General features: G+C 42.7%; 15 protein-coding genes and 1 tRNA gene. 15 read left to right on the top strand and 1 reads right to left on the bottom strand.

The genetic code is table 11. The features are described 5' to 3' along the window. The 8 genes from ACI882_RS15270 to yeiP form a co-directional block, all read left to right on the top strand. On the top strand, positions 1–864 hold an 864-nt coding region (locus tag ACI882_RS15270; protein ID WP_411748533.1), incomplete at its 5' end, for a thiolase family protein. 90 nt (positions 865–954) lie between these two features. Further along, positions 955–1404 (top strand): thioredoxin TrxC, encoded by a 450-nt coding sequence (gene trxC / locus ACI882_RS15275; protein WP_411744585.1) that lies wholly within the window; start codon positions 955–957, stop codon positions 1402–1404. Between the two features lie 81 nt (positions 1405–1485). After that, positions 1486–3114: a long-chain fatty acid--CoA ligase gene (locus ACI882_RS15280; RefSeq protein WP_411744586.1), complete on the top strand. Its 1629-nt coding sequence runs from the start codon at positions 1486–1488 to the stop codon at positions 3112–3114. A 44-nt stretch (positions 3115–3158) separates the two neighbouring features. Next, positions 3159–6608: a sodium:solute symporter family transporter gene (locus tag ACI882_RS15285; RefSeq protein ID WP_411744587.1), complete on the top strand. Its 3450-nt coding sequence runs from the start codon at positions 3159–3161 to the stop codon at positions 6606–6608. Between the two features lie 125 nt (positions 6609–6733). Beyond that, positions 6734–6810, top strand: a tRNA-Arg gene (locus ACI882_RS15290). Between the two features lie 538 nt (positions 6811–7348). After that, entirely contained in the window at positions 7349–8077 is a 729-nt protein-coding gene (locus tag ACI882_RS15295; protein WP_411744588.1) for a tRNA-uridine aminocarboxypropyltransferase, read from the top strand. A gap of 240 nt (positions 8078–8317) precedes the next feature. Beyond that, the gene (gene nhaD, locus ACI882_RS15300) at positions 8318–9730 is read left to right on the top strand and encodes a sodium:proton antiporter NhaD (protein ID WP_411744589.1); all 1413 of its coding nucleotides are present in this window, start codon (positions 8318–8320) and stop codon (positions 9728–9730) included. 74 nt (positions 9731–9804) lie between these two features. After that, positions 9805–10377 (top strand): elongation factor P-like protein YeiP, encoded by a 573-nt coding sequence (yeiP, locus tag ACI882_RS15305; RefSeq protein WP_411744590.1) that lies wholly within the window; start codon positions 9805–9807, stop codon positions 10375–10377. 13 nt (positions 10378–10390) lie between these two features. Here yeiP and ACI882_RS15310 read toward each other — a convergent pair whose 3' ends face one another. Beyond that, complete coding sequence (locus ACI882_RS15310; protein WP_411746697.1) at positions 10391–12463, bottom strand: methyltransferase domain-containing protein; 2073 nt, start codon at positions 12461–12463, stop codon at positions 10391–10393. 260 nt (positions 12464–12723) lie between these two features. On the opposite strand from ACI882_RS15310, the gene fliS reads away from it, so the two are divergent. The 7 genes from fliS to fliG all read left to right on the top strand — a co-directional run bounded on the left by fliS (position 12724) and on the right by fliG (position 21371). Continuing rightward, positions 12724–13116 (top strand): flagellar export chaperone FliS, encoded by a 393-nt coding sequence (fliS, locus tag ACI882_RS15315; protein WP_411745735.1) that lies wholly within the window; start codon positions 12724–12726, stop codon positions 13114–13116. 295 nt (positions 13117–13411) lie between these two features. After that, a complete protein-coding gene (locus ACI882_RS15320) occupies positions 13412–14869 on the top strand; it encodes a sigma-54 dependent transcriptional regulator (RefSeq protein ID WP_411748534.1) in 1458 nt (485 codons plus the stop codon). A gap of 118 nt (positions 14870–14987) precedes the next feature. Then, the gene (locus tag ACI882_RS15325; RefSeq protein WP_411745737.1) at positions 14988–16220 is read left to right on the top strand and encodes a sensor histidine kinase; all 1233 of its coding nucleotides are present in this window, start codon (positions 14988–14990) and stop codon (positions 16218–16220) included. After that, a complete protein-coding gene (locus ACI882_RS15330; RefSeq protein ID WP_411745738.1) occupies positions 16217–17647 on the top strand; it encodes a sigma-54-dependent transcriptional regulator in 1431 nt (476 codons plus the stop codon). The genes ACI882_RS15325 and ACI882_RS15330 overlap by 4 nt, the downstream gene beginning before the upstream one ends. Positions 17648–18093: 446 nt before the next feature. Next, positions 18094–18525 carry a flagellar hook-basal body complex protein FliE gene (gene fliE / locus ACI882_RS15335; protein ID WP_411746517.1) on the top strand — a complete coding sequence of 144 codons (432 nt, stop codon included), beginning with the start codon at positions 18094–18096 and terminating at the stop codon, positions 18523–18525. A gap of 28 nt (positions 18526–18553) precedes the next feature. Next, positions 18554–20323 carry a flagellar basal-body MS-ring/collar protein FliF gene (gene fliF, locus ACI882_RS15340; RefSeq protein WP_411746183.1) on the top strand — a complete coding sequence of 590 codons (1770 nt, stop codon included), beginning with the start codon at positions 18554–18556 and terminating at the stop codon, positions 20321–20323. Continuing rightward, a complete protein-coding gene (gene fliG / locus ACI882_RS15345) occupies positions 20316–21371 on the top strand; it encodes a flagellar motor switch protein FliG (protein WP_411746182.1) in 1056 nt (351 codons plus the stop codon). The genes fliF and fliG overlap by 8 nt, the downstream gene beginning before the upstream one ends. Positions 21372–21380 lie beyond the last annotated feature (9 nt).

A 21380-nucleotide genomic window follows, 5' to 3' on the forward strand; every position in this document is an offset into this window, starting at 1 on the left:
GGTTCTGTACAAGCAGGTATTGCAGGCGGTATGGAGTCTATGTCGAACTCGCCATATTTGATGGATAAAGCCCGCGCTGGTATGCGCATGGGTCATCAATCGGTTTACGATCATATGTTCTTAGACGGTCTAGAAGATGCCTACGACGGTAACGCAATGGGCAGTCATGCTCAACGTACGGCAAATGAACGCGATATTAGCCGTGAGCAAATGGATAGTTTTGCACTCGAAAGCCTTAAACGTGCAAATAACGCTATTCAAGAAGGCCATTTCGACGCTGAAATCACTCCCGTAACGGTTAAAAACCGTCGTGGCGATATTGTCGTTGCGATTGATGAACAACCGGGCCAAGCGAAACCTGAAAAAATTCCAGCATTGCGCGCTGCATTCGCTAAAGACGGGACTATTACAGCAGCCAACGCCAGCTCAATCAGCGATGGCGCAGCGGCATTGGTATTAATGTCGGCAGATAAAGCAGCCGAGCTGGGCTTAACACCGTTGGCGACTATTCGTAGTTACGCTAGCCATGCTCAAGCGCCAAGTGAGTTTACCTGTGCGCCGATTGGTGCCATGAATAAGGCGTTGAGCAAAGCAGGCTGGAAGTCTGAAGATGTTGAGCTAGCTGAAATTAATGAAGCTTTTGCGATGGTGACTATGCTGGGCATGCAAGACGTTGGTCTAGATCATGCCATTACCAATATTAGTGGTGGAGCAACGGCGTTAGGGCATCCTTTAGGTTGCTCTGGTGCGCGTATTATGGTGACTTTATTGCACAATATGATTCGAACCGGCAAAACTAAAGGGTTGGCAGCACTTTGTATTGGTGGCGGTGAAGGAACCGCTATTTGTTTACAAAGAGATTAACCCAAACTTGATCGACGGCAGGAATCTCAGTTGTTATTCCTGCCATTTGGCTCATAATTTTACGCTGTCTTACAATCAGAGAGCGTTTATATGTCTAATCAACAAGTTTGTTGCGCACAATGTTTTAAGTTAAATTCAGTCTCTTTAGGGCCGTTCGAGCCTGCTCCTTCATGTACCTTCTGTCAAAAACCTATTTTTACTTATCAATCAATAGCCGGAACCTCAGAAAACTTTGAAACATTAGTTTTACAGTCTGATATCCCCGTCATTATTGATTTTTGGGCTGCTTGGTGTAGTCCCTGTATTAGTTTTGGCTCTGTTTTTGAGCAAGCTGCAGCCAGTTGGGAGCCGCGCGTTCGCTTTGTAAAAGTAAATACTGAAATCAATACCGATTTATCTGAACAGTTGAATATTCGTAATATTCCGGCCGTTATTTTGTTTAATAAAGGCAAGGAGGTCGTTCGACAAAACGGCGCAATGCCGATCAATATGTTTGATCAATGGCTCGAAACGCAAGTCACTTTATTAGAAGAAAGTTAACGTCTCCTACAATTGTCCGATGGTTGTTTATTTATCTGACGATACACTGTTGAACAACCTAAAAAATTGAAGGAAAGCGGTGTGGCTGATCATATGATGGATTTCCCCTTAAATACGATCGATATTCTTAAAAGCGCAGCTTTGCGCTACTCGAATAAAGAGGTCGTTTCAGCCATGCCCAATGGCTCAATACATCGCTATACCTATTCGGAGGCCTATTTACGAGCAGCTCAGGTAGCAAATTACCTTGCTGGTCTGGGGGTGCAGAAAGGTGATCATATCGCGACCTTAGCGGTTAACCATTATCGACATTTCGAACTCTATTATGGCATCTCCGGAATGGGTGGTGTTGTGCATACCCTTAATGCGAGATTGTTCGTCGAGCAGCTGGAATACATTATCAACCATGCTGAAGATACCTATCTATTTATTGACCCTGAGTTTTTACCTCAAATTGAAGCGCTTGCTGGCAAGATTCCAACAGTGAAAGGGTTGATCATTTTATGTGAAGAAGATCAGCTTCCTAGCTCCACCGTTTTTAAGTTGCAAAGCTACGAAACGGTGATTGCAAACCAAGCTGATACTTATGACTGGCCAAGACTGGCCAGCAATGAGCCATGCGGTTTATGTTATACCAGTGGTACAACCGGTAACCCCAAAGGTGTTGTTTATGAACAAGGTTCGACTGTTCAGCACGCTATGATGGGTGGCGGTAGTAACTTTTTGAATTTTGATGAATGGACAGTCGCGATGCCGATTGTTCCGATGTATCACGTTGTCGCTTGGGGCATTCCGTTTTCCGCGCCATTATATGGCGCGAAGTTGGTACTGCCAGGTTGTGCGTTAACAGGTGAAAACATTCAAAGGTTAATTGAAGAAGAGCAAGTCAATAAATCTTACGCGGTACCAACAGTTTGGCTGACGTTACATAATTATTTGCAAGCCACAGGCAAAAAAATAGATAGCTTGAAACTTGTTGGCGTTGGCGGTGCAGCGTCGCCTAAAGCCTTAGTTAAAACATTCGCAGAAAAATATAACGTTTATTGGATGGGCATTTGGGGTATGACGGAGACCAGTCCGTTAGCGACCGCCGCTATTCTAACACCTGAAATGTCTGATTTAACCGCGGAAGAGTGTTATGAACTGCAGTCATCCGCGGGCAAACCTATTTTTGGTGTCGAGATTGAAATTTTTGACGCTCGTGGTAATCCCTTACCACACGATGGCGAAACTCGTGGTGACCTGCGAGTTCGCGGGCCTTGGGTGCTAAGCTCCTATTACAAGCAAGAAGGCAATAAAAGTTTGGTTGACGGCTGGTTTGAAACAGGCGATGTTGCTGTTATTAACCCTCAGGGCTATTTGCGAGTGGTCGACCGCAGTAAAGATGTTATCAAATCGGGTGGAGAGTGGATTAGCTCCGTTGAATTAGAAAACGCAGCGTTAAACTATGTTGCGGTAAACGAAGCCTGTGTTATTGGTGCAGCCCATGAAAAGTGGGATGAGCGACCAATTATGTTAATCACCTTGCGTGAAGGCGAGCTATACAATGAAGATAGCCTGAAACGAGTATTGACCGAAAAAGTTGCTAAGTGGTGGCTGCCCGATGCTATTATCGTAGTAGATGAATTGCCACACACAGGCACAGGTAAATTAAAGAAAGTCGATATTCGAGCGCAATATCGTCAATATTTGCTTGAAAATTATAACTAAAGGCAACACCCTAATGCGTCGTCATTATTGAATGTTGCTCTGATATGTTTAATTTAACATTTATAATCTTTATTTCATTACTCTACATAGCGATACTTTTTGGTATCGCTTTGTTAGGTGATAAGTACCCATTATCCAATAAATGGCATTCGTGGGTTTACGGTTTATCTCTCACTATTTTCTGTACCAGTTGGACGTTTTACGGTTCAACTCTGCAATTTGCGGAAGCTGGCTGGTTTTTTTCACCATCACATGTCGGCACCATCCTTTTATTTGCCTTTGGTATGACTTTTTGGCGAAAGCTGATTCGAGTTGCCAAGCAAGAAAATGTCACAACTATTTCTGACTTTATTGCCAGCCGATATGGCCACAGTCGGATGGTATCAATGCTCGCTGCGACTATTTGTTTAATCGGGATCATTCCTTATGTGTCATTGCAGTTAAAGGCAGTATCAACCAGCTTTAACCTTGTTACCGGTATTGAATTTCAATCAGATTCTTGGTTAAGTGATTCCGCAATTATTGTATCGCTTGCCATGGGTGGTTTTGCAATTCTATTTGGTACGCGCCATTTAGATACCTCGGAACATCATCCCGGCATGATGTTAGCCATTGCGTTTGAATCTATTGTAAAACTCATAGCTTTTATTGTTGTCGCCTATTGGGCCGTTAGCCAAGTTGGCGGTGGATTGGGCCAGGTGATTTCAGATTGGCGACTCGCGCCAGAAGCCGAAATAATGCGCAGCAGTTTTGATAACTCCTACGTTTACATGACACAGGTGATGCTAGGTGTCTTTGGCATCTTTGTGTTACCGCGTCAGTTTCACGTTGCTGTGGTTGAATACAGGCATGACGATGATTTAAAACGCGCTCGCTGGCTTTTCCCGGTTTATTTATTAGCAATCAATTTCCTTATTGCACCCCTTACTATTGTTGGCTTAAAGTACTTTTCAACGAACCCTGTAGATTTAGAATATTTAATTTTAAAACTCCCTCTATCTTTAGAACGTACTGATATGGCGGTACTGGCATTTATTGGTGGTCTATCTGCTGCGACTTCAATGGTTATCGTTGCGACGGTTGCGTTGAGTACCATGCTCTCTAATGAAATTTTACTCCCCATTCTGATTCGTTTTGGTTGGTGGAATGCAGACTCTAATAACTTAGGCCGCCGAGTCTTACAATTACGCCGCATCGGTATCATGATTATTGTTTTCGCTGCCTTTTTTTATTATCGGCTTATAGTTGCGTTTGAAGGCTTGGTATCTATTGGATTAATTTCTTTTGCAGCGGCCTCTCAATTTGTACCTGCATTGGTTTTAGGTCTTTTTTGGTCGGGAGTAAATCGTAAAGGCGCTATCTGGGGATTAAGTGTTGGCTTTATTACGTGGTTCTACACTCTGTTGTTACCTTTGTTCGCTCGTGCAGGAATATTATCTACGGGTTTTAGTGATTGGCTGTTTAGCCTACAGATAATGAACCCCTATAGTTTGTTTGGCCTTGATGGAATAGACCCGGTAGTGCATGGACTAGCTTGGAGTTTAGCATTAAATACCTTGGCGCTATTGTTAGGCTCGGCTTATGGTAAGGAGTCTTTAAGGGATCGTATTCAAGCCTCTCGATTTGTTCATTCAGCATTGGCTAAAGGCAGTAATTTTTCTGATCGTCTTATCACCATTGGTGACTTACATTTGCTGATTGGCAAGTTTGTTTCTAAAGAAAAACAGCACAGTTTGTTTGAAAATTATGTGAACCCATTGAACGGGCGCTTACTGGCCGATGATGTTGCCGATGCAGAATTTTTGCATTCAGCAGAACGGATGCTTACGTCAGTTTTGGGGGCGCCTGCCTCAAGATTGTTATTTGAAAAAATTGAACAAAAACAAGGACAGAACTGGCGTGATGTCACCAGTATTGTCGATGAAGCCTCTCAGGTTCTAAAATTTAACCGAGACCTTTTGAATTCAGCATTGCAATCGATTAACCAAGGTATCAGCATTGTCGATCGAGACTTAAATATTGTTGCTTGGAACCAAACCTATCAAAAAATGTTTACCTATCCAGATGATATTCTTTCGGTAGGTCGCCCGGTAGAAGATTTACTCAACCACAATGCGTTCATTGGAGAATGCGGTGAAGGCGACCCAGATTTGTTAGTGTTGAAACGGTTAAATCACTTAACTACTGGAACTCCCTACAAATACGAGCGCAAGCGTTTAGATGGCACCTATTTAGAAATTGAAGGTCGGCCAATGGACGAGGGTGGCTATATCACGGTTTATACCGATGTAACCGCTCGAAGAATTATTGAAGACCAATTGAGGCGCAGTAACGAGTACCTTGAAGAAACGGTTAATCGTCGAACAGAGGCACTGCAAGCTTCGAATACCGAACTTGAAAAAGCAAATAAAAATAAGACTCGCTTTTTAGCGGCAGCAGGGCATGACTTAGTTCAGCCTTTAAACTCCGCGGCATTATTTGCTGCGAGTTTACAGTCTAAACTGAGAAAGCTCGATACTGATAGTGAATTAGTCGTATTGTCTCACCAGATAGAGCAGTCTTTGCAATCGGCAGAGAACTTATTGAATGAACTGTTAGAAATATCAAAGCTCGATTCAGATATTATTAAACCGAGCCAAACAAAAATATCCTTTTCAGAGTTGCAACATTCGTTGGCGGCTGAATTTAGTTTAATCGCCAAGGCAAGAAACGTCAGTTTGACGATTGTACCTTGTTCTTTATATATAAAATCGGATGTTCGTTTACTGCGTAGAATTTTACAAAACTTGTTAAGTAACGCTATTAATTACAGCCACGGTGGTCGGGTTGTCATGGGCGTTCGTAGACGTGGGAAAACCTGCCGAATTGATATTATTGATACTGGACCGGGTTTAACCGAGTATCAAGCAAAGGTGATTTTTGACGAATTTTATCGAGTTGCAGAAATTGTTTCAGATGAAAAAGGACTTGGCCTTGGTTTAGCAATTGTCCGCCGAATGGCAGATTTGTTAGATCACAAATTGGAATTAGAGTCAGTCCCAGGAAAAGGCAGTCGATTCAGCGTCAGCGTGCCGATAACTAATGCGGCAACAGCGGTGAAGCTTCAAGCTCCTGTCGAAGAGTTTTTTGAGCATAGCGGGCGAGTTCTGTGTTTAGATAACGAGCAATCTATCATTGACGGTATGAAGAGTTTAGTGGGCGAATGGGGTTATATAGTGGATGTTGCCCTGAATGAAGCCGCCGCCAATTTGCTGATAGCAGAGGTTAAACCTGACCTTGTGATTATTGATTATCACTTAGATAATAATGTAACGGGTCTAAATGTCTTAGATCGCTGGAAGTTAAGCTGGTTAGAAAAAACCCCTGTTATTGTAATAACCGCTGACTACACAGAAGAAGTCCGAGAAGCAACCAAAGCAAGAGGGTTTCAGTTACTTAAAAAGCCCGTTAGGCCCATGCAGCTTAAATCGCTGATAGCGTCGATTCTTAAATAATTACGGCCAAATGAGAAAAAGCATTTAAATATCAGTGGCTTGCGAAAAATATTTACTAAAGTTTCTAGACTCGCAGGGCACTCCCGATTACAATGCACAGCGTTCCAACTCGGAACATTCCAAAAGCGCTCGTAGCTCAGCTGGATAGAGTAGGTGGCTTCGAACCACTTGGTCGGGAGTTCGAATCTCTCCGGGCGCACCATTTAAAGCATCAATCCTTCAAGTACGTACCATTTTCGTTATGCTGTAACCTATGACGTGTTCACGCACGGAGAGATTGTTTTGCCCAGCAAAACTAGCAAACGCAGTTTGCGTACGAACGAAAAGAGTTCGACCCGCAGGGCCGCGAAGCGTATCTCTCCGGGCGCACCATTTAAAGCATCAATCCTTCAAGTACGTACCATTTTCGTTATGCCGTAACCTATGACGTGTTCACGCACGGAGAGATTGTTTTGCCCAGCAAAACTAGCAAACGCAGTTTGCGTACGAACGAAAAGAGTTCGACCCGCAGGGCCGCGAAGCGCATCTCTCCGAAAGTGCCGCAAAACTCTAGAATTCCGCACAACATATTAGGTCAGCATCATATCCCGTCGCTGAGCGACCGCCCAAGGGTAATTGGCCATCTGACCGGACCATTGGCTAATAACATTCGACCACCGGTAAAATTAATGTTTACCGCAGTCCTAAACTGTTAGCCCGCAGCCCTAGCAGCGACAGTAATTATCCGTATAATCCCGCCCATGAAAAAACACGCCGTCCATTTACTCTATGAGCAACGTTTAGCACGCTCAACCAAGCCTTTTAAAGCGCGTGGTGGTGCGGTGCGGCGATGTGCTTTCTGCCGAATTGACGCCGAGTTTTGTATTTGTGCGTTTAAACCTGAACTCAGTTCGAATGCTGGCTTCTTATTACTGTATTACGATGATGAAGTTCTTAAGCCGAGTAATTCAGGGCGTCTTATCGCTGATCTAATTCCCGATACCTTTGCCTTTATTTGGCAGAGAACATCAGTTGAGCAGGCGTTGTTAGAGGTTTTGGCGGATCCTCAGTGGCAACCAATGGTTATATTTCCTGAAGAATACGCGGCTGAAGGTCGATCGGTTTTTAGAAAATCAATTGTAATAGAGCAGGGCAAACGACCTTTGTTTATCTTATTAGATGGTAGCTGGCGAGAAGCTAAGAAAATGTTTCGTAACAGCGAATATCTCGATAAGTTTCCGGTACTGGCATTTAACCCAGAGCAAAAGTCGCGCTATTTAGTTCGAACGGCCAGTTATGAGCATCATTTAGCAACTGCAGAGGTCGCTGCTGCTGCGCTAACATTGCTGGGTGAAGTTCGAAATGGTGAATTCTTAGATACTTGGTTCGATGTCTTTAGCTATCGCTACCAACAAGGCGTCATGAGAAAAAATCAAGGTGACGCCAGCTCATTAGATCGGCTAGAACTTTTATTAGCAAAAGTTAATTAAAACTACCTCCTTAGAGGTGGTTTTTTTAAGCATTTATCGTACTGTAATTATCCCCTGCCAGTAGAATTTATAGAATCTACGTTTTGATACACAAAATACGTCATCTGGGCAGGCTAGAGCATTGCATTATTGAAATAAGGTAGGATAATGCGCCTCCTATTGAGTCATTGAATCGACTTTTCCTAAGTTTTCTATTAGCCAAAGAAAGCTTAGGAAAATAGATAATGAGAGAGAAACGTAATGAAAGCATTCTTAATGCTAATCGCTGGTATTCTTTTACCCTCCTTAACGCTAGCCAGTGGCGAAGGCACAAGCGAAGTTTTGGATTTAACCCGTTCATGGTTTGGTTATGCTGCCATTGCACTATTTGTAATTGCTTATATCTTTGTGATATTTGAAGAGCAATTGCATTTACCCAAGTCGAAACCGGTCATTGTGGCTGCAGGTCTAATTTGGGCGCTGATTGCGATTGCCTATACAACACATCAAATTCCACACTTAGTAGAACAAGGCATTCGACATAACTTCTTAGAGTATGCTGAGTTGTTTTTCTTCCTATTAGTGGCCATGACCTACATTAATGCCATGATGGAACGCGGGGTTTTTGAAGCGTTACGCAATTGGTTGATCGAAAAAGGTTATAGTTACCGTCAACTCTTCTGGATTACCGGTATTCTGGCATTTTTTATCTCGCCAGTAGCCGATAACCTGACCACAGCACTGATTATGTGTGCTGTTGTTATGACTGTTGGTAAAAACAACGCCAAATTTGTATCAATGGCCTGTATTAATATTGTCGTTGCGGCAAATGCGGGTGGAGCATTCAGTCCATTTGGTGATATCACTACGTTAATGGTATGGCAAAAAGGCAATGTCCACTTTTGGGAGTTCTTCTCTTTATTTATACCTGCAGTTGTAAACTTTGTTGTACCTGCGGCTATCATGCATCTCGCGTTACCTAATGGTACGCCCGAAAAGGCAGCCACCTTAAAGTATGCTTCAGGTCGTATTATGAAGCCCGGTGGTGTTGGTATCATTGCACTGTTTATTTTAACTATTGCAACCGCAGTGAGCTTTCATAACTTCCTAGACTTACCACCTGTATACGGCATGATGCTGGGTTTGGGTTACTTGAAATTATTTGGCTATTACCTAAGTCGTCGCTCGCGCTCTTGGCAGAGTAGAGCGGAAAATCCACCAGGTAATGCTGTTGATCCTTATGAGTTTGATGTGTTCTCTAGAATTGCTCAATCTGAGTGGGATACCTTGTTCTTCTTCTATGGCGTAATTTTGTCAGTTGGCGGTTTAGGTTTCCTAGGCTATTTGGCGGTAGCTTCTGAGGCTATCTATGTTGGCTTAGGCCCTACCATTGCAAATATTCTAGTCGGTTTCGCTTCAGCGATTATTGATAACATTCCGGTTATGTTTGCCGTTTTATCTATGCAGCCTGAAATGGACCTAACCCAATGGTTGTTAGTGACTTTAACAGCAGGGGTCGGCGGAAGTATGTTGTCAATTGGTTCAGCAGCGGGTGTTGCATTAATGGGTCAAGCGCGTGGAAAATATACCTTTTTTGCTCACCTAAAATGGTCACCGGTCATTATGCTCGGTTATTTTGCTTCAATTTGGGTACACTTTTTAGTTAACGGTTAATTCGTATTAATTGCTTAGTTTGATTATGAATAACTCCCGTTTGATCGGGAGTTATTGTTTTAGGAGAAAGGAAAATGCCAAGAGCACCAGAAATTAAAAGTGGTCAGGTTATCGAAATTGATTCGAACCAATACGTCGTTAAGTCTATAACCGTAAGTAACCCGTCCGCACGCGGAGCAGCAACGTTATACAAAATGGTTATCAACGAGATAAAAACCGGTCGCAAAAAGGATGTGAGTTTCAAGGGCGATGAAATGATTGCTTTAGCCGACTATCGAAACTGTCACCTGTCTTATTTATTTGCCGAAGGTGATATGCACACCTTTATGGATGCCGAAGACTATAGCCAACACACTTTGTCCGAAGAAGAGTTAGGTGACCAGTTACCTTGGTTAAATGAGGGTTTAGAGGGCATCATGGGTATGATGGTCAATGATGTAATGGTTGCAATTGTATTGCCACAATCGATCGATAAAAAGATCATTGAAACTTCCCCAGGTATAAAAGGCGCATCAGCCTCTGCACGTACTAAGCCTGCCACTCTAGAAGGTGGAGTCGTAGTGCAAGTGCCTGAGTACATAGAAAATGGTGAACTTATTAAGGTGAATACCGAAACACAAAAGTTTATGTCTCGGGCTAAATCTTAACTAGCAGTCATACCTAGCTTCTTCTAATGTTAGGCTTTTGAGCATAAAACTGGAACATACCGGCAAAGGTGTTCGGGTTTTTTTGCTCAAATTCTTGCCAATTGTCTAAATTGGTTAGAAGTGAATCTTCTGGGTGATCCTTTGTGAATGATTGACGGACTTGTTCCGGAAGTACAAAGCCCAAAAACTTCAGTTTTTCTTGATTTAACATCTCTTTTAGCTCTAATGGCTCAAACTGATGCTCTTGAATGTGAAACAGCAGATCACGACAGCCACTTAAAGAGTAAAAATCCTGACTCGACAAAATGCCTTTGAAATCATAGGGCATATTGCCTTCAAGAATGGCTTGCCTCATGGTTCGTATACCCGATGCGCTGATAGGTAGATCATACTCTTGGATTAACTGACGCATTTGACGAACAATACCGCGAGCTTGATAGCTGTATAAACCAAGCTTAATTAGGCCATTTGGCTTTAGCCTTCTTAATAAAGCATGTAGCCCTGCTTGTGGGTCTTTCATATGGTGAAGTACACCCGAACATTCAATGACATGGAACTCTTCGTCTAAGGCGTCAAAATCTAAAATATCGGCACATAAAAACCGAATATTTTGGATGTCATGTTTGTCGGCCATGCGCTTCGCATAAGCCAAACTACGTTTGCTTAAATCGACCGCCAAAACTTCTACATTGCGAAAGTATCGCGCCACTCTAAGTGCATGTCTGCCTGTACCAGCGCCAGCGACCAATACTTTTATTTTACCCATATTGAAATATTCTGGTGCTCTGAAACCGGCTAATTCAGTTTCTAATGCACGGCCATAATTCGTAGGTGTGTTGTAGCCTAGGTGCAACCAACGAGGGTAGGGGTTTTCTTCATATTGTTGTTTTACATCCTTTGAAACAGAGTCTTCAATGTTTGATAATTGCTCGATACTTTGGGCAATGCCAATCTCTTCAAAGCGATGTAAAACAGAATTTTTGATCAACGGTTGGCAGTAGCTTGGCCAATCTTTCATAGACGTTGTTTTTACTTGATCAATGCCATTTAATGCCGTTAAAGGTTCATACATGCCGTACAAAGCTAAAAGATGGCCAAATTCAGTGCCATGTGTGCTTGAGTATAAAGTAGATTCAATAAGCTCTCGAAGCGTCTGTATTAAATCCGTCTCTTCTTTGTCATAAAGATAAACGTGCTCATTGTGTTCCGCATTCAAAGCAATTTGAGTGGCTAGTTGCAGCAAACCATTGTCGTTATATTGTGAAGCAATACTGATTAACAAAACTTGCTTGCGCAGTAGTATGATAAATAACTCTAAATCGTTATTGGTAAAGTAGAGTTTTTCTAGCGAGAGTTTTAGTAATTCATCTTTCGCTAAATCTTGAATATCGATGACAGCGTTTGGATCACTAAGTTGATATTTATGGGTCAAGAGAGACATCACTAAAGTCGATAGTGCTTGGTGATCAACATTGTGAAGCTTCAACCAGCCTATGGCATCTTTTTCTAAATCGGCCTGATAGTAATCTGCGCGAATAGATGAGATAACTTCAAATAACTTTTCTTTCACGTGAGCATCACTAGGGTGCAGACGATACAAGTTACGATATGCTTGAAAAGCTTCAACTACCCGACCTTGCCTTGCCAGCGTGTAAGCTAGAGATGTAGCTGCACGGGTATGGCCTGGTTTTATATCTAGAGCGTTAGAGAAACACGTGAGCGCGTCATTGAAGTGTTTTTGGGCCAACTTAATGTGGCCAAAAGTGTACCAGTGGCCAGCATCCTTTTCGCTTAACACCAATGCTTCATTAATATGATGCTCTGCCAACTGATAGAAGCCTTCATCTAAAGCAATGCGCGCCAGTAAATTATTGGCGGTCGCCTTAATTGGCTCCATTTCTCTTAACTGCAAAGCAATGCTCTTAGCCTTACCCCGATGGGCTACGGTTTGTTCACTAGGCGTTTTGGCATCTAAGCTTTTGTCATAGTGATACAAAGCCCGCTTTTGCAGTTCTTTCCACTTTTTAGGTTTATCTACCTGCTGCTCAAGTTCCTGAGGATGCAGATTCTTCATTGCTTGTGTCATATTCGACTTCCTAGCTCTTTAGCCTGCCGTCTAAAGAAAACAAGACTTGCCGACTTGTATAAAAAAGCGGCAAATGATCTCCGAAAGGCCGTGTTTTTCGGGTGGTTACTGAGGATATTGCAGGTGGTGTGCCAACTACGACTACCAAAAAAAACAATAGATGAGGAAAAAAGGCCTAAGCTAATCGAACATTCGGCCGATAACTCAAGTAAGCCAATTAGGGTGAATCATTCCATCTCTTATCGTTATGAGGTAATGCTATGTACGCACAGGGTATTAAAGAGTATCAATCTGTAGGCACGCAAACGTCGATCGTTGATGCTGACCCACATCGTCTGGTCCAACTGTTGTTTGAAGGTGCGTTGGCACGTATATCGGCCGCCAAAGGCCATATCGCCCGAAAAGAATATGATAAAAAAAGTAATCAAATAAATTCAGCCATCAACATTATTGGCGGCCTCCAAGAGTCATTAAATTTAGATGCCGGAGAGTTAGCGTTAAATTTAGAACGTTTGTACGATTATATGATTCGACGGCTATTTGAAGCGAACGTGCGCAATAGTGTTGATATGTTAGAAGAAGTCACCAGTTTATTGTTACAAATTAAATCAGCCTGGGATGAAATTCGTGAGCAGGCATTACAAGGTCTTTAATCGTTACGTTTAAGGTAGTTTAAAGCCAGTAAATTTCCCTACAGCCCTAATAATTAAGAGATTTATATTAGGGTTGCCTTTCTTCTATGAAGAATTATCGCTGCAATTTTAACCATTAAATTTAAGTTCTGACACATAGGTAAAAAAATACAGTCATAAATTTGACAAAGTGTAAGTTTAAGTCTTAACTCCATTTTGTCGGTCATTGGATGTTGTGCCTATCAATTGGCAACAATCGACTTATATATCACAAGTTGTTTTCTCAATAATTTATGGAAGTAATAGGGCTGTTGGGATGTGGAGAGAAATTAATTTATTGGTCGTCGATGACGATGAACAACGTCGCCATGACATCAAGGTTATCTTAGACTTTTTAGGTGAAGATAACCTAGTGCTATCTAGTGACGACTGGCTCAACAAGGCGAAAGAAGCCTTTGAAGATCCGTCCGTAATTATTGGCGTGGTTTTTGGTAAGCTTAATCAGTCGCTAGAAAAAGCTGTTAAAAGTATTGTCGAATGGGATGAGGGTTTACCATTGCTTCTTTTGGGTGACCACCCAGAAAGTGAATTACTAGAAGACGAACTGCGTTCGAGAATAATCGCTAAGTTTAAATCATCACTCTCGTACAATAAATTACTGGATAACTTGCACCGCGCTCAAATGTATCGTGAGCAGTATGACTTATCTCGTGGCCGTGACCAGCGCCGAGAAATAAATTTATTTCGAAGTCTAATTGGCAGTAGCCGAGCGGTGCAATCCGTTCGTGAAATGATGGCACAGGTAGCCGATAAAGAAGTCACTGTGCTAATTCAAGGTGAAAGCGGCACCGGTAAAGAAGTTGTGGCTCGTAATCTACACTACAACTCACATCGACGACATAAACCATTTGTGCCGGTAAATTGCGGTGCCATACCGCATGAGCTCATTGAGAGTGAATTATTTGGTCATGAGAAAGGTGCTTTTACCGGTGCAATAACAACTCGCGCTGGCCGGTTTGAAATGGCCGAAGGCGGCACCTTATTTTTAGATGAAATAGGCGATTTACCGCTTAATATGCAAGTGAAATTATTGCGTGTTCTGCAAGAGCGTACGTTTGAGCGAGTTGGTGGAACCAAAACGTTTAGCTCGGATGTTCGTGTTGTTGCTGCGACACATCGCAATTTGGAAGAAATGATTGAGCTAGCAGAGTTTCGTGAAGATCTATTTTATCGGCTTAACGTGTTCCCTATAGAAATGCCAGCATTGCGAGACCGAAATGAAGATATCCCGCTTTTGCTAAACGAGTTAGTTTCCCGGTTAGAAAATGAAAAGCGAGGCTCTATACGCTTTAACTCCAGCGCTATTATGTCTTTAGTGCAGCATGATTGGCCTGGGAACGTTCGAGAAATGGCCAACTTAATTGAGCGCTTGGCTATTATGCATCCCTATGGCGTCGTTGGTGTTCAAGAGTTACCGGCTAAATATAGGCATGTTGAAGAGTTAACTGAAAATATGTTGCCAAAATCGGTCGTTGATAATATTGAAGAAGCCAATATTCCGAAGTTCAATACAGATCAGTCGGCTTTGTTGCCAATGAATGGAATTGATTTAAAAGAATACTTAACCGATCTTGAGAAAAACCTCATTCAACAAGCGCTCGATGATGCTCAAGGAGTGGTTGCCCGTGCAGCTGAAAAATTACATATCCGCCGAACTACCTTGGTTGAAAAAATGCGCAAGTATGAAATAAATCGTAGAGATGTTATGAACTAACAGCTTAAAAACTATGCTAAGAGGCCGCCAATTGCGGTCTTTTTTTTGCTTCAAACATTGGCACTGCAATTGCAACAGTACTACTACAGTCAATTTTTTGAACAATTAGCGTATGCAAATGCAAAACGTCAATAAAATAGAAAACTCGATGCCCTTGGCCAAACCACAGACACTCAATAAAGATTCATTGAGTGAACTGCAACAGGCATTTAGTGCTTTTACCACGATGTCTGAGCAACTTTCTGACAGTTACCATCTATTGGAAAATAGAGTCGTAGAGCTAAGTGGTGAGTTGGCGTCATTATCTGAGCAGCGACTTAAAGAGTTAAATGAAAAAGAAATCTTAGCGGAGCAGTTAGAAAGCTTGTTACGTTTAATGCCCGCCGGTGTGATAGTGGTTGATAATCGCGGTTTGGTTCAAAGAGTAAACCCAGCGGCTGAAATTTGGCTAAATTCTGCTTGGGATCAAGATGGTGATTTGACTCTAATTGGCTCTCCCTGGGGAAGAATAGTTCGTGGCGCATTTAGTCCAAAACAATCTGATTATCATGAGATTAGCTTAAAAGATGGCCGCTTAGTCAGTCTAGAGACCAGTGCTCTAGATAATGCAGGTCAACTGATTGTTATGACGGACCAAACTGAAACCAGAGCATTACAGAGTCAGGTGTCGCGGCAAGAAAGACTGACTGCAATGGGCCAAATGGTTGCTTCTTTAGCCCATCAGGTACGCACACCCTTATCTGCTGCCATGTTATATGCTTCGAATCTGAAAAACCCTAAATTAGATCAAGAAACTCACCATAAGTTTGTCGATAAACTGGTCGGTCGTTTACACCATCTTGAGAAGCAAGTTCAAGATATGCTGCTATTTGTTAAAGGCGATTGTCAGCTATTGAACTTAGTCACTACTGAAAAATTATTTGATTTAATGGCCGACGCTTCAGTAGGCATCAGCCACCATAGTGTTGGCGCTATAGACTGGGCTAATAAAGCGCCCGGTATAAAAATACAGTGTCAAGCCGATGCACTTGTGAGTGCCTTTATGAATATTATCAATAATGCGTTTGAATCTGGTGGTAAGGGGTTGCAGCTAAAAATTTCAGCCAATGATGATACTAACAGCGTCACCATTTCGTTTAAAGATAATGGTCCAGGTATGTCCAGTGAAGAGCTTATTAGAGCGCAAGAACCTTTTGTTACTACAAAAAGTTACGGTACTGGCTTAGGAATCCCCGTAGTTATTGCTACCGTCAAAGCCCATAAGGGTAGCCTGGCCATTCACAGTAAAGTAGGAGAAGGCACAGAGTTTTCCATTACCTTGCCTATCTATCAGGAGAGCAGTGAGCGATGAATATTTTAATTGTTGAAGATGATGCCAACTTAAGAGAAGCGGTTAGCGATACATTGTTGTTGCAAGACTATGATGTGGTAGCTGCGCAAAGTGGTGAAGATGCTATCGTCAAATTAAAGCAGTCTGAATTTGATTTCATCGTTTCTGATGTCAGCATGCCGGGTATTAGTGGGCATGAGCTGCTTAGTTACGTTAATGAAAACTACCCACATATTCCTATGCTGTTAGTCACCGCTTATGCCTCTGTCGACAAAGCCGTAGATGCAATGCAAAGCGGAGCGATTGATTATTTGGTTAAACCGTTTCAGCCAAACCAACTGATCGAGTTAATTGAGGCTCATACAAGCGTAACACCAACAATCACAGATTCGCCGGTGGCAGTTGATGTCGGAAGCCAGCATGTCTTGGCGTTAGCTCGAAAAGTCGCCAAAACTGATAGTACTATTTTAATTAGCGGTGAAAGTGGGACCGGTAAAGAGGTGCTTGCTCGTTATTTACATCAGCATTCTGACCGTGAACAAATGCCATTTGTTGCCATTAACTGTGCGGCCATTCCCGAAAACATGCTAGAAGCAACACTGTTTGGTCATGAAAAAGGCTCCTTTACGGGTGCAGTGGCTACGGCGCCAGGAAAGTTTGAACAAGCCAATGGCGGTACTATTTTACTCGATGAAATTTCTGAAATGGATCTTGGATTACAAGCGAAATTATTGCGTGTTTTGCAAGAAAAAGAAGTTGAACGTATTGGCGGCAGACAAATTATAAAGTTAGATGTTCGAGTCTTAGCGACGACAAACCGATCGCTAATTGAAGAAGTGCAGGCCGGACGATTTAGGGAAGACTTATATTATCGCCTGAGTGTTTTTCCACTGCAGTGGCAGCCACTCAGGCAGCGCAAAGCCGATATCATCCCTTTAGCGGAGCGATTATTAGCGAAGCACAGTAAAAAAATGCAGAAACAGGGCATTATACTTGATGAATCTGCAAAGCAAGTTTTGTTGACTCATCCGTGGCCTGGTAATGTACGCGAGCTTGATAACGCGATACAAAGAGCGTTGATATTGCAGTCGGGTACTAAAATAAATGGTACAGACCTAGGGGTTAGCGGTGAGCATCTAATTGATTTTGAATCTCATCGGAACTTGGCATTAGAAGCTAACGCGACAAGTACAGAGAGGCTCGAACCTAAGCCTCAGTCGGATATGAGTTTCAGTGTGATAGAGCAACCGATAAGATCTGAAAGTATTCATGTTGATCTTAAACAAAAAGAATTTGAAATAATATTGGATGCCTTGCGCGTCCATAATGGACGTAAAAATCGTGCTGCAGATCACTTAGGTATATCTTCACGTACTTTGCGATATAAACTCGCTAAAATGCGTGAAATGGGCATGGACGTAGACTCAGCGATTGCTGCTATTCGTTAATTCTATGTGGGTTAACTTTTAGTTAGAGGGTGTCAAGTTGCGCCACCGCATTCCCATTGCGAAGCGGGCCACTGGTTGGAATTCGGGTGTTTGAAACATGGATGTTTCAATCAAGCCCCCATGGACGGGTTTATGGCGACCGAAATTTCAACCAGTGGGCCGCTGAACCCGACGTATACTGTAAGAAATCCGGTTGCGGTCTTTTTTTTACGTTTGCTTATCTCCTTTCTAATTTCGTTTGAAACGTAAGACAAAAATTAATTTATGTACTTTAAGATTCCAATCTAAACATTAATCAAAATGCGGCCAAAGTTGGCCTGCCTATTGCAAAATATCTATATAAACGGAAAAAGTGTGCGTTATTCGACAATTTGTTGGCATATAGGATTCACTTTCTTCGAAATAACAAATTTATAGACTGATTTTTGACAATAGGCTGGTGGGTCATGGTAGATCGAGTTGATATTCAGAGCGTTTTGAACCAAATGCAAAGCTTGCGTAGCCAAATGCAGGTTCCAGAAACGTCAAACCCTACAAATACGCAGTTTGCTAATACTGTTGAGCAAATGCGTAAACAAATATCCTCCTCTGCAGAAGTACCCACTGCAACCACTGATAATTCTATTCAAGACACGGTAACGCAAAAAGGAAACGTTCCTTCTTTTGGCGAAATGCTCAAAGATGCAGTTGATACCGTGAATGATAACCAACAAACCGCCAGTGGGTTAGCCACACGATACGAACTAGGTGACCCTAAAGTAGATTTACCTGAAGTTATGATTGCATTGCAGAAGTCAAGCGTATCGTTTCAGGCGATGACTCAAGTTAGAAATAAGATGATCGAAGCCTATAAAGAAATCATCAACATGCCTTTATAAAGCCTTTTTATAAAGGTAAGGAAATATTATGACTGAAAATGTGCCCGTAGCGAATGCGAATCAATTGGCAGAGGAATCACAAAGCCAACAGCTGTCACAGACACAGCAGCCGCAACAAGGCTTAGCAACAGAACGCACAGAATTAATCGACAAAGATGAGCCGAATTTATCAGCAATGCACCCAATTGTTGTTGGCTTTAATAAGTTGACGATGATGCGCCAGTTCAGTTTGTTAATTGGGCTTGCAGCGAGTATCGCATTGGGCTTAGGCATTGTTTTGTGGTCACAAAAAGAATCCTATCGTCCTTTGATGAATAGCAATAATAGCTACGATGCCAGAGAGCTGATCGAAGTTTTACAGTCGAACAAAATTGATTTTGATATAGACCCTTCAAGTGGCGTGTTACTTGTTAGACAAAGTGATTTACATAAAGCTCGGTTAGTTGTTGCGGGTGCAGGGTTGTCTGATGACAAAACGGTAGGTTATGAATTGCTCGATCAAGATCAACCACTAGGGCAATCTCAGTTTATGGAAAATGCTCGTTACCTGAGAAGTTTAGAAGGGGAGTTGGCTCGAACCATTTCGGCAATAAACCAAGTGAAAACAGCACGGGTACACTTAGCCATTCCAAAACGATCTGTATTCGTCCGCGATCAACGTATGCCAACGGCTTCGGTATTTGCGGAACTTTATGCAGGTGCCGAACTCGACGCTAACTCAGTGAAAGCAATTCGAAATTTAGTCTCAACCTCAATACCAGAACTGGCATCGAAAGATGTTTCCATTGTTGATCAGCGCGGTCGATTGTTGAGCGATGATGAAAAGAATACAGAAGATGAATTAACCAATAGGCAGTTCGAATACCAACGCCGAGTCGAAGACAATTTACTTGCACGTGTTAATTCAATATTGGCACCCATTATCGGCACCGACAAGTTTCAAGCAGAAGTCTCAGCGGATATTGATTTTACCAAAGTAGAGCAAGCGGAAGAATTTTATAACCCTGATTTAATTGCGCTCAGAAGTGAGCAAACTATTGCCGAGGAACGGGTAGGTGAAAACCCCGGCGGTATTCCTGGTGCTTTGTCTAACCAACCGCCAACGGATGCCGAAGCGCCAGAAGTGACAGGAGAAGGTGCGGGTGCTAATACGCCACCAACTTCAAGCAGAAATGAAGCAACGCGAAACTATGAAGTAGACCGAACCTTGAGCTTTACGCAGTTCCAGCAGGGACGAGTGCGCCGCTTGACCGTTGCGGTGGTGATTGATGATTTAAAAGTCACTAATCCAGAAACGGGTGAACTCATGACAGAGGCGTGGAGTGATGAGTCTATCATGCGCTTGCGAACACTGGTCCAAGATGCCGTTGGCTACGACCCTGCTCGTGGTGATAGTATCAATGTGATTAACTCAGCATTTTTAGCCGCTGATGACAACATTGAAGAACCGCCGTTTTATACCCAGCCCTGGTTCTGGGACATTGCAAAGCAGCTCTTGGCTGGGTTATTTGTACTAATATTGGTACTGGGTGTGTTACGTCCAGCGGTTAAAAACATACTTTCACGCGGCGAAGCTGAAATAAGTGGCAGTGATGAAGATGCTGCCTTAGCTGATCTTGATGTCGATGAAGATTTAATATCAGATGATCGCGTGAGTTTAAGCAGTGTTGATGAGTTTACACTGCCAGGGCCTTCGGAAAGTTTTGAACGTCAATTAGATGCCTTACGTGGCTTAATTGCGGAAGATCCTGGTCGAGTTGCGCTGGTATTAAAACGATGGGTAATGTCCAATGACTGAAAATAGAAATTTACCGGTAACGCAAGGCGTCGAAGATTTAGCCAAAGTATTAGACGGCGTGAGCATGCAAACCCGAGCCGCAATGCTGTTGATGAGTGTTGGTGAGCAAGATGCAGCTGAAGTTTTAAAGCACATGGGCCCCAAGGAAGTACAGCGTGTGGGTACCGCCATGTCGACAATGCCAGAAGTAAAGCAAGAGCAAATTGAAGGCGTAGTTCGAATGTTTTTAGAGGAAGTTGGCGGCCAAACCAGTTTAGGCATGGGTGCCAATGAATACATTAAAAATATGCTGACTCAAGCGCTAGGCGAAGATAAAGCTGCGGGACTGATAGACAGAATATTACTGGGTGGCAACACCACAGGGCTGGATACTCTAAAATGGATGGAACCTCGTGCGGTCGCTGATATTATCCGCAATGAACACCCGCAGATTCAAACTATTGTTATTGCCTATTTAGAGCCCGATCAGTCGTCTGAAATTTTGGCGCAATTTCCAGAAAAAGTACGCTTAGATATTATTATGCGAGTGGCGGCTTTAGAGTCTGTGCAACCTTCAGCGTTACAGGAATTAAATGCCATTCTAGAGAAACAGTTCTCCGCCAGTGCAGGTACACAAGCGCAAACCTTAGGGGGTGTGAAGACAGCTGCAGAAATTATGAACTTCTTAGAATCGGGCGTTGAAGCAGAGATTATGGATGGCATTAAAGAAGTCGATGAAGATTTGGCAACTGAAATTTCAGATCTCATGTTCGTATTTGATAACTTAATTGACGTAGATGATCGGGGTATTCAAGGCTTGCTGCGAGAAGTGTCAACTGATTCTCTTAAAATTGCTTTACGTGGTGCAGATTCTGACTTGGCCGATAAAATTTTGGGCAATATGTCTAAACGCGCCGCTGAGATTCTACGTGATGATATGGAGGCCATGGGCCCTGTAAAAGTATCTGAAGTAGAGATCGCTCAGAAAGAAATTTTAGGTATTGCACGTCGTATGTCAGACGCTGGCGAAATCGCATTAGGCGGCGCTGGTGGCGAAGACATGTTGTAGTCGAGAGGA

Origin of the sequence: Reinekea sp., assembly GCF_046710285.1 — a bacterium.
GTDB lineage: Bacteria > Pseudomonadota > Gammaproteobacteria > Pseudomonadales > Natronospirillaceae > Reinekea.